Raw genomic sequence first — 11,631 nt, forward strand, 5'->3', positions numbered from 1 at the left:
TGGGCGGTTGCAGCGACTGTTGGAGAGCATCAGCTAAGAGTAGATTATCTGGTCAGGCGAAGTAAGATTTGCCTGACCGCAGAGCGGGAGTTCAAGTATTGCGAGTATCAATTTGACTGTGCGGATACTCTGCGCTTTTCAGCGCAAATTTAAAGAAGTTTCATCCTGATGGGTCATGACCAGCCGTTCGCACTGTTCTATCTATAGTTGAAAGAATTTTCTCGAAAAATGAAACTTGATAAAGCCTATAAGATCCACGCGCTCATTGTGGTGAGAGCACATTGGGGTTCTTGAGCCTATAGCTGCCACTCGACGCAGCATCGAGTGGAGGGAGATAGCGCAGGTGCAGCATGGCTAGAAAGGTTATGGCTGCCGGAAGTTTATCATCCAGCTCACTACTGGAGAAAGATAAAACCTGTTTATAGAGGTTGCAAAAACGTCTTTCGGACAAAGAAGGCCTCCGTTGTACAACCTGATTTTAGTCGAATGCGAAGCATTGTTAGCATTGCGGATCATGTTAAGCGATTAGTATGAGATTAGCAGTGCAACACAAAGCATATTGACAGTATTGCTCTTTAATTCGTGTCCGTCCGGCGAACCCGGCAATTAGAAAACAGTAGCCAGATGGCAGCGAAAAAATAGTACTTCCACTTAAACAATTCACCAAAACGCTTAAATCCGCGACCTATCGTTATAAGGGCAATTGTGTAAAGAAAAGAAACAATCAAAAAATATAATATAGATGTAAAAAATAACAAAAAAGATGGGCAGTGTATTGAAAGATTCAATTAGGTGAGTTGCTTAATAAAAAATCCAATGATTCAAGTCTTTGTGTGGTATTTGTTGAGGTTAATAATATTGCGATGTTTCGATAATATCGTTGTCTCTCTACTATATCCTGTTTTTAAAGTATTGTTATGGTTCGAGGAAGATCGAGACGTACAAATTGAGGTTTATTGTTGAATAATTAACTTATAGTTGCATTACCATGGGCGCCGCCTCATCGTACCCACTTGGCGTATGCAGTTGTTTTGCACAAGACTGAACAACAAAGGCTAGCGATTTGTGCGGGCCAGTTCAATCCAGTCGAGGGAACAGTCATGAGCATTTCAGAACAACAAGGCAATGAAGATCGAACATCAGGGCATCCCGCAATTGCGCTCTATGCGCAGGTGGGGGCGAAACTGGTCGGATCAGGCGCTTGGGGTCCCAGTATGCAGGGAACCGTGGCGATTTCCGCAGATGGCAGCACGGCGGTTGTCGGCGGCAGTGGCGATACAAAAAGCACGGGCGCAATCTGGATTTTTATCAAGGCAGGCGATAGCTGGGTTCAGCAAGGGCCGAAACTCACGGGCACCTATGGAAGTGGCGCCCCCGAACTTGGGACATCCGTTGCTATTTCGGCCGACGGCAATACGGTGATCGCCGGGGGCAGCGGTGACAACGGATTGGTTGGAGCTGCCTGGGTCTTTACCAGATCCAATGGTGTGTGGACTCAGCAAGGCGGGAAACTGGTCGGGACCGATTACACTTTCAGTCCCATGCAAGGCGCGGCTGTTGGCATTTCATCAGATGGCAACACCGTTGCAATTGGTGGCAACGGCGATGGCGGGGCAGTAGGTGCGGTTTGGATATTTACCCGCACGGCAGGCATCTGGTCGCAATCCGGCAGCAAACTGGTCGGCTCGGGCTACAGCATCAACGCAAACCAGGGCGCATCTCTTGGCTTGTCTGGCGATGGGCAGACGCTGGTCGTCGGCAGTGTCGTTCAAGCGGCCCAGGACGCTCCGGTCTGGGTATTTGTCAATTCCGGCGGGTGGCAACAACAGGGCAACAACCTTACGGCGACTGGCGCTGTTCTAGATCCCCACGGGCAGAACACATCGCTGGCCATTTCACATGACGGCAATACATTTGTCCTTGGCGAAAATCAGGACAGCGACCAGACAGGAGCGACCTGGATCTTTTCCAGAGCCGGAGGTAACTGGACGCAGCAGGGCAGCAAGCTGGTCGGCACAGGAGCCTCCGGCAAAGCGGGCCAGGGCGGTGCGGTTGGTATTTCGAGCGATGGCGACACTATCGTCGTTGGAGGCGATGACGACAATTCGGATGTCGGTGCCGTGTGGGTCTTTCAGAACAGTTCCGGGACTTGGCTTCAATGCGGAGAAAAGCTGGTTGGAACCGGTGCATCCGGCGCGTCCATTGAAGGAACTTCTGTAGGGTTGTCCGGAGATGGTCGCACGATCCTGTCAGGCGGGCCTGGTGACAATGATATGACAGGTGCCACCTGGGTGTTTGCGGCGCAGTTCATCAGCTGACAAAGACACCATCTGTCCGCACCCTTTGATTAGGCATTGTCCCCAGCAGCGATGTCAATTGGTGCCGGACCTAGCCGGGGGTGCAGTCACGCTTTGCAGGACTGTGCCTCCGGCTTGTCCAACTTTCTGCACTGCAGCGAATGTCAGCTTTGTCCGCATCTTACCATCTCATACTCCGAAATACTAACGACAGTCACCCAGCATGTTCTTTAATTGTTCTGATTTTTGGCCACTTTTGCAGCTTGGGGCCTTTTAGGCCCGTTCCTGAGGGGCTGATCACCGTTGGCATTGATGGTGGCTATGTCCGCTCACGGGAGAAAGGCCAAAGTCATTTTGAGGTGGTGGTTGGCAAGTCCATTCCTCAAGATCGTCCCAACCGCTACCTTGGTCTGGTGCAGACCCATGACGCCAAACCCCGCCGACGCCTGCATGAGTTACTCAATGACCAGGGCTGGCAGGAAAACCAATGCGTGACCTTCACGACCGACGGCGGAGAAAGTGTACGAGACCTTGCGTGGCACATGGCACCAGCCTCAGAGCATATCCTCGACTGGTTCCACATCACCATGCGCCTTACCGTTATGGGTCAATATGTCAAAGGTCTCAGCCACTTGAACCCGGAAGACGGTGAACAGATCGGCCGTCTGCTGCGCCAGATCAAGGGCTATTTGTGGAACGGTAATCTTCACGAGGGTAAGATTGTTATTGAGGATCTGACTTGTGATCTGGAAGAGATTGAAACCAGCTATGCCAGCATCAAGGCTTTAAGAAAGGCAGCAGCTGAATTCCAGACTTACATTGAGAATAATGCCGACATGATCCCGAACTACGCGGAGCGCAGGCGTTACTGGGAGCGGGTCTCAACCGGATTTGTCGAAAGCACGGTTAATGCGGTTGTCGGCAAGCGCTTTGGCAAAAAACAGCAGATGCGCTGGTCAAAGTCAGGTGCTCATCTCTTGCTCCCAACTCGCACACGGGCACTGGACGGAACACTCAGGCAGAAGTTTGAACAATGGTATCCCGGCATGAAATCTGAAGCGAAAGATCCGGTAATCGACAAACTAGCTGCCTGATTGCCCCACACTTTTAAATACTCTCCCACTTGGACGCCCGGCGTTCGAGCGCGTACTCGCGACCTGAATTGAACGGGTAAGAGCAACCTGCATTCTGAATTCGATTTCTGCAACAAGGCCATACAAGATCGCATCTTTTGGGTATTGGGTGCCTTTAAAATTGATCAATGCAACAAGCCTCAAGCCATGAATTCAGAGCAAGATAGGTGTACCCGAAAATGCGGGAGCAGAAAACCGATTAAACTTTGCGACAGAACCCATCAACGATCACAAGATCAACCGCCTCTCTGAACTGTTGCCATGGAACTGGAAAGCTCTGACAAGAACGCAATGTCAAGAAAAAAGAACGGCGTAATGAGCGGGCGCTTACTGATTTCGCATGCCTGAAGAAGGTTATCTCTCATTTATGGCGTAAGGCTTCAAACCCAGCCACTCTGCAATTTGCAACCAATATGGTCATCGGCGGAATCACGTCTGCTACAAGACTGAAACTTGCGGCATCGTTCTACTGCTAAACTCCTCAAAAAATGGGGAGATCGCATAAGTTTATGTTTAAACATGCATGGTTCATATGCCATATGCTGCGCAAAGTTTACAGTTGGGCGCGGCAGAAGGTTCTGTATGTGCCTTGCTTGAAGGAAGGCATGAATGGAACAGGTTGCGACCGATATCGGTGTAGCTGATGCAGCGGATAAGCAAGCTGACGTAAACCCAAAAAACAATGCAGTAGGCCCGAGAACCGAGCTACGTGTTCGCTTGTTTGAGGAGCGTGACATTCCGGCAGTGCGCCGGATCATGCGGCAGCATCACTCAACCACGGTGTTTCGAAACCAACCTTTTTCTGATTGGAAGCTTGACCGTCATTTTGAAAAGATCCTGTCTCATCCGCCGCGCATGGCGTGTATTATTGCAGAATGGCAAGGGCAGCCCGTTGGTGTGACTTGGGCAGTTGCCGACAGTTACATGCTGTCTGATGGGCCGCTTTTCGTAACTGTGCATGTGGTGGCGGTTGACCTGGAGCAGAAGCCATTACGCCGCGCTAAGACATTTCTTTCTCTGGTTGGAGGGCTGAAAAACTGGACGGCATCTCTTAATGCCTCCCATGCCTTTATCCATGTCACGACAGGGTCTAACCTTAAGTCGACAGACCGTCTTATGAGAGCAGCTGGAGCACGGTTTGTGGGGGGCGCGTATGTGGTGTGAAAAACGAAACTGGAAGCTGCATTTGAGGCAGTGTATCTCAGCTTTTTTGTGTTCTTTCTGTCTGATCTCTGTCCCCAAAAGTGCGATGGCGCAGAGTATTAGACCGATGATCCCGTATATAGCAGTAGAGGACCGCAATCTACGAGATTTTGCCAACTCTATGATCCAAACTTATCTGCTTTTTAGTGATGCGGATCTTGGCGAAAATGCTACGCCAAGTTTTATTTTTATTTCCGGTGAAGGTTACATTTCAAATGGGAAAATAGATCAAAGTGTCGCAACGAGATTTTTCCCTGGCATGTCTTCTGAGGAAATCGATCACTTTCAAGGCGAGTCTGATGCATGTCTCGTTTTTACCATACCTTTAAAAGAAGTAGATTTGGTGGTCGGTGTAAATAGTACAGGCAACGATTACTCTAAAGAGAATTATTTGTGTTTACTTGATTCTATTTCGTATTATTTGGATAGTATAAGTATAGATTCAAGATACAGTAGCAACATCAAAGAATACGGAAGAAATATTATTTCAGAGTTGCAAGGGCGATACTGATGTCAGATATTCTAAAGCGGTTAGAAGAGAAGTCTATCTCTGATTTTGTTCGAAAAGAAGAGTTGGAGCAGGTTTTTGATGTAGGCCAGTTTGAAAAAGTTGAGGTCTCCCGTAGCTTTGACCCAACCGGCAACAAAGTCGGCGGCTCTAATATGCCTGTCAAAATTGGTACTACTGTAGAGTCTAAGTATTCCTATATAACTGAAGAATATGAGACTAACATCAAGTTAGGTGGTTCAATCGATCTTCCCAGAGGCGTGGTTGGTATTGCTACAGATGGCAAGGTCCTTGAGGTAAATGGAAAAGTCGGGCCTTTGGGGGTAGCAATTGACACCGACCTAAAGATTGAGGGCACTATCGAAGCAGAGGTCGCGCCAAATACGTCCGTCGGTTTTTTCGCTAGTATTGCTATTGCTAGTGGTTTTCGTAATTTAGCAAAATTCGGTGCAGGTTTTGATGCCGCTCTTTACGAAGCAATGAAGGATCAGGCTCGCAGCAACCTACAAAAATGCTTTCCAGGCTACACTCTTATTTCTACCCATAACAATCAAAAGCGGATCTCTGAAATAAATGAGGGGGACACTGTACTAGCATTTGACCCGCGCGCCGACAGTGGTCGAACCACACTTGTTCCTAAGATTGTGTCCCGAACCTTCACCAATATTACAGAAGAGTGGCTTCGCTTAACTTGGTTCGAAGATGGCAAAGAGCGCGTTCTCGTCACAACACCAGGTCATGAGTTTCTTTCGGCGAACGGGGATTTTCGGCAAGTTGAGCAGCTTGTTGCTGGTGGAACTGGGGCAATTGTCCTTGCCGATGGCTCTGAAACGGTTGTCCGATCTGAGCGGCTTGTTTACTCAGCAGAAACCGCAGATATGTTTGAACAAGCTGAAGGTTGGGTTTACGCAGAAAATGGAAACCTGGCCCTCAAACCTGTCTGGAAAAAAGGCTGGCGCACTTATAACTTCGAGGTTGAAGACTATCATACCTATGTAGCAGGTGGCGTCCGCGTTCATAACGACTCTTATAACGATGGTCGCGGTTTTGACTATCCTGGCTTTAATCAGATGGACGGCAATGCCACTGTGCAGTATGGCAGCAGTGATAGTCATCTGGCAGTAAATGGCGAGGATTTTACAGACCACCAATTGTCCGAAAGCTCAGGCTTCCGGAACACGGCAGCTGGCAAGGCTCAATCAGCTGCTTATGCAGCTGCCAATGCTGGCTATAGCGACATGGGTATTCGTGGCGCTGCCCTGGCAGAATACGCTGCAAAAGGCGGTAATCCCGATTCAACGATTGGCTTTACTCAGCTCAATGCTGCCATTGCGCGCGCCAAGAAGGCTGCAGCGCTAGGTCTCGACCCTGATGGCACAGGCTCCTCCGGAAAAGGTGGCGGCGGGCATAGCGCGGCAGGGGGTAGTAGCGGTACTGTACCGACGCCTCCAAGAAAACCAGATTCCGATGGCTCTGATGGTTGGGTAGACAGGGATGTTCCTGTTCCTCCAAGAAAGCCTGATAGGGGCCCTGACGGTTCTGATCGCCCTTCTAGTAGCTGGGAAGGACGGGACGTACCGACTCCGACACCCAAGCCTGATAACGACAGTGGCAGCGGCGGTAAGCCTATGCTGCTTGATTTGGATGATAATGGCATCTCTGTCATTGAGCGTCAGGATTCAACTGTTCATCTGGACATTGCCGAGGATGGCTATCAGCATCAGACAGCCTGGGTTGGGTCAGGTGATGGCGTGCTGTTTATTGACCTTGACGGGGACGGCAAGATCTCTGATCGCAAAGAGGTCATCTTTACGGACTGGGCACCTTCTTCTGACACCGATGCTGAAGCGCTACGCCGTGTCTTTGATAGTGATGATAACGGGGTTCTGGATGCCAATGATGAGCGCTGGAGCGAGTTCAAGGTCATGGTCACTGCACCTGACGGCTCCCAGAGCGCCAAAACACTTGAAGACTTGGGCATAGTCTCCATCGACCTGACGGTTGATCGCACGCGCATCGACTTTTCTGATGGATCTTCCATTGATGGTGAGACCACCTTTACCCGCAGTGACGGCACAACAGGGCGCGCTGTTACAGCAACTCTGGCTCAGGGCATGGAAGGGTATGTCGTTTCTGAAACTGTCAGTGTCGATGATGATGGCAATACGATTACGACACAAAACCTGACCGATAAAGCTGGGGAACTGGCGCAGGTCATCACGCGGACCACCTCCAGCGATGGACTGAAGGTTGAAGTTGCTTTTGATAGCAACGCTGATGGTGTGACGGACCGTGTTTTGGTTGACGAAACACTTTTGAATGATGATGGCAGCCGAACCCGGACAGAGACCAACCGTGATGGCGGCGGTGTTCTTTTGGACCGAACGGTTACAACAACCAATCCAGACCAATCATTGATCGTCATTGAGCGTGATAATGTAGGTGGTGGCTATCCAACACAGCGCGAAACTCAGACCGAGAATGCCGATAACAGCTTTACTGTTCTGATTGAGAACCTGGCCCCGGATGGGTCGGTCTTAAACAGTTCTTCAACAACGCTTAGCGCAGACCGTTTTACCCGTTCGCAGCAGCTTGATGCAGATGGCAATGGCATTTTTGAACGAACGCTGACCCATCAGACGATTGATGACAGTGTTGGCGGACGCCTTGAAAGTGACGTGGTTTCAGGGGCCGATGGAACCTTGCTCAGCAGTCGTGAAGTTTCCATTTCTGCTGACCAGTCTGTGCGTACAGAAAAAGCTGACCTTGATGGAGATCAGCAGGTAGATCTTATCATCACAAGCACAACAGTTCAGGATGAGGCCGGGGCAACCACAACGACGGAAAGCAAAGCTTCGCACGATAATACTGTCTTCAGTAAGACCGAAACCTCGATCTCGACTGATGGGCACGTTCAGGAGACCTCTGCTGACCTTGATGGAGATGGTGCTTACGATTGGTTTGAGAACGACACCACTGTTTTGAGCGCAGATGGGGGCGATACCCGCACAATCTTAAGAACGAGTGCTGATGGCTCTGAGCTGTTCAAAGAGATTGAAGTCCGAAACGCTGATGGCCTGACAGGCTCTTTGTCGCGAGACGCAGATGGCGATGGTCATTTTGATCTGACCGTGGATGTGACCAGAGACGCTTCAGGTACCATCGCGGAAGAGACGATCTTCGTGAATGCAGATGGATCGCTAGTCTCCAAGTCAGTAAAAGTGACTTCAGCCGACGGTTTGTCGAGTACGACAAAGTCTGATCTTTCCGGAAATGGTCTGTTTGATCAGATCATGTCTGATATTGTGATCCAAAACCTTGACGGCAGCTCCACGCAAATCATTGAGAGCAGGTCCGGTGATAACACATTACTCGGCAAAGTCGTTCAGGACGTCAGTGCAGATGGCATGAGCGTGACCCGTAAGGAAGACAAGGACGGCGACGGTAGGGTTGATGAGACCGTAAAGCATGATCGGACTTTGCTTTCTGATGGCAGCCAGACTGAAGTGCTTCAAAAGCTCAGCGGCGACGGGTCAGTGCTGGAGCGTACTGAAAAACATGTCAGTGCTGATAGGCGTTCAATCTCGGAAACAATCGACAGTGACGGTGATGGAAACACAAACCTCACAACAAGTTTGATTGTTGACGATCATGGTGGCCAGACCCAAGAGACCAGCCAGTTTTCAAATACCGGAGAGCTGCTGACCAGCAGTAAGACAACCACGAGCGGGAATGGTCTTTCTGTCACTGTAGAAGAGGACGTTGATGGGGATGGTCAGACTGACCAGATCACGCATCAGGTCACAACGTTTGCCAGTGACGGTAGTTCAACGCTCACGACGTCAAAAAGCGCACCAGTATCAGGTCCAGGTGTCCCGACCCTTTTGGCAAAAAAAGAAGTCTGGACGTCTGGCAACAAGCTGGATAGCCAAACGAAAACAGATGCAGATGGTGATGGCGATTTTGACAATATCGTCAAAACGAAAATCTTAACCTCAGCTGATGGAACGGTCACAACGGAAACAAAGACCTGGAACGGAACAACACTTGCTTCAGTTGTTGCTCAGTCTGTCTCTGCCAATGGTCTGATCAAAACCACCCATAGTGATACGAATGGTGATGGTCTTGTTGATCTGGTCGAAACCGTTACCAAAACGCTCAACGCAGACGGCTCAACTCAAACCGTTATCCAGATCCATGAGGGAGCAGACCTGTCACCGAGCGGATTACGGTCCACTGCAATTGAGACGGTCTCTGCAACTGGTCGCGTTGTAACCTTAGAAGAAGATCTTGATGGTGACGGTACAGTTGATCGCAGAACGGTTAAGACCACGTCTGATGATGGCACTGTAGAGACGCTTGTTCAGGATTTGGCAGCAGATGGCAGAGTGCAAAGCCAGGACCGCCTTGTTGAGAGCGCCAATGGTCTTACTAGCTCCGCGTATAGTGATCGGGATGGTGATGGAACCTTTGAGACTCTGAGTTCTGAGGAAACTGTCCTCAATGCTGATGGTTCGAGCACGACAACTTTTGCTCGTGAAAGGTCTGACGGCACTCTAGCTACAATGAACACAGTAGAGGTAAGTGGCAACGGCCTGACGTCTGTTACTTCTGAAGATATTGACGGCGATGGGACAACTGATCAAACAACCCTGAGCCGGACCGAAATTGCTGCAGACGGGACCCTTTCAAGAACAGAGGAGGTTACTGCGCAAGATGGTTCTTTGATCGCGAGTGTGAGCGAAGTTTCAAGTGGTAATGGTCGCTCTAGTTCCCAGGCTGTGGACTTGGATGGCGATGGTGGAGTTGACCAGGAAACAACAATTATCATTGGGGATGATGGCGCCACCACCACAACTTCATCCTTCTTTGATGAAACCGAAACGGTAATTTCAAAGAGCGTTACCACAACAAGCGGTAATGGTCTGATGACAACGACACAGCTTGACGTGGACGGCGATGGGACGACTGATAGATCAATCCATGACATCACAAGTCTTGATGCTGGTGGAGGTCGCACGCAAACCCTATCCTACCAAGACGAGCAGGGAGAGTTGCTGGCATCCCAAACAGTCCAAACGTCAGGCAATGGCTTTGAGACGACAGCCACGCTTGACCTTTATGGTGATGGGACAACTCTTTCCCAAACGGAAAGAAACACAGCGCTTAATGATGATGGTACGACATCAGAGACCTTGACCACAACGGATGCCTCTGGTTCAGTGACGGCAAATGCGAGCCTCGACACTTCAAGTGACGGCCTTAACGTTACCCAGACCACAGATTTTGACGGCAATGGCGAATCAGAACGCCAAATTGTTCTTCAAGAAGGAGCTGCGGGCGGACGTACTGAAACAGATTACAGATATGATACTGCGGGAGCCTTACTGCGAACCGCGTCGTCCGTTGTCAGCGCAGATGGTCAAACCAAGATATCTACACTGGATGCTGACGGTGATGGCACGATAGACCAGGAAATCATTACCGAACTTGGTGCTGATAACGAAACTATCATCACTTACAAGGACTTGGCAGATGATGGTTCTGTCGAAAAACAGATCATAAAAACTGGCTCCGCCAATGGCAGAAAGCAAACTGAAACCATTGATGTTGATGGCGATGGGATTGTCGACACGGTCCGCATCACCGAGATCTCTTATGATCAGGCAGGCAGCCAGATCGAAACGTTTGAAGAGCGTGATGGCGCCGGGCAAACTTCCTTTAAGAGCATAACAACGACTTCCGCTAATGGTCTTTCTTCATCCACGAGCCTTGATCTTGATGGCGATGGGGAAACTGATGCCACCCGCGAAACAGTAACCAAACTAAATGCAGACGGCAGCACGACCAGAACCAGCAAAGACTGGTTTGATGAGGGATCATTGCAGTCCAGTTTTGAGGAAAAGGTCAGCAAAGATGGGCGCATCGTCGAAGAGACCTATGACTTTGATGGCGATGGCAGGACAGATCAAACAACCATAACTCAATCAAGCGCAGATGGAAGCAGCGTTGTCACCGAAACAGGCTACACCGCGCAGGGAGCAATCCATAAAACATCCGTCATGACAACGTCTTCAGATGGCTTGAGAACAACCATTGAACGCGACGGCGTCACGCAAACAATTTCCCGTTCGGTCACCAATAACGGGAGTTACACCTGGGATAATGGTGTTACGGCATCTGCGACCAATACGCATATTCTTGTGACCCACGAGGTCGATAGCCAGGGCATTGAAACTTGGAAAATTGCATCAACGGTTGATGGGAACCCCACAACCCAATCGCAGCGGTTGGATAGTTCGGCCAAAGCGCGCATTTTGGTAGAAGCAGCACAGCTTTACGATACAGTCCTTGATCGGGATTTGGATCCCAGTGAAATTGAGGTGCTGGTCCGTTATGTGGAAGAGGGGCAGCTTAAGCTAACCGAACTGGCCAATGTGCTATTGGACACCGCAGAGTATCAGACCCGCTATGGTACACTGACGGACGT

4 protein-coding genes and 1 pseudogene are annotated in these 11,631 nt (G+C 49.9%); all 5 read left to right on the plus strand.

Going from position 1 to position 11,631, the window contains the following annotated elements:
- The first annotated feature begins 1,100 nt into the window (after window positions 1–1,100).
- Window positions 1,101–2,318, plus strand: a complete 1,218-nt coding sequence (locus BMZ51_RS22395; RefSeq protein ID WP_068007999.1) for a WD40 repeat domain-containing protein — start codon at window positions 1,101–1,103, stop codon at window positions 2,316–2,318.
- 257 nt (window positions 2,319–2,575) lie between these two features.
- Window positions 2,576–3,391 (plus strand): annotated as a pseudogene (locus tag BMZ51_RS22400) (ISKra4 family transposase); the annotation flags it as partial.
- A gap of 648 nt (window positions 3,392–4,039) precedes the next feature.
- Window positions 4,040–4,594 (plus strand): GNAT family N-acetyltransferase, encoded by a 555-nt coding sequence (locus tag BMZ51_RS22405; protein ID WP_068007997.1) that lies wholly within the window; start codon window positions 4,040–4,042, stop codon window positions 4,592–4,594.
- Entirely contained in the window at window positions 4,584–5,144 is a 561-nt protein-coding gene (locus BMZ51_RS22410; protein WP_068007994.1) for a hypothetical protein, read from the plus strand. Before BMZ51_RS22405 ends, BMZ51_RS22410 begins: the two co-directional genes overlap by 11 nt.
- On the plus strand, window positions 5,144–11,631 hold a 6,488-nt coding region (locus tag BMZ51_RS22415), incomplete at its 3' end, for a Hint domain-containing protein (protein WP_208979632.1). The genes BMZ51_RS22410 and BMZ51_RS22415, both read left to right, overlap by 1 nt.

This window comes from Pseudovibrio axinellae, from assembly GCF_900110875.1.
In the GTDB taxonomy this organism is placed as follows: Bacteria; Pseudomonadota; Alphaproteobacteria; order Rhizobiales; family Stappiaceae; genus Pseudovibrio; species Pseudovibrio axinellae.

Excerpts from the sequence above, each read along its gene's own strand:
- BMZ51_RS22395 (WP_068007999.1), top strand. The coding sequence starts at position 1,101 with ATGAGCATTTCAGAACAACAAGGCAATGAAGATCGAACATCAGGGCAT.
- BMZ51_RS22405 (WP_068007997.1), top strand. The coding sequence starts at position 4,040 with ATGGAACAGGTTGCGACCGATATCGGTGTAGCTGATGCAGCGGATAAG.
- BMZ51_RS22410 (WP_068007994.1), top strand. The coding sequence starts at position 4,584 with ATGTGGTGTGAAAAACGAAACTGGAAGCTGCATTTGAGGCAGTGTATC.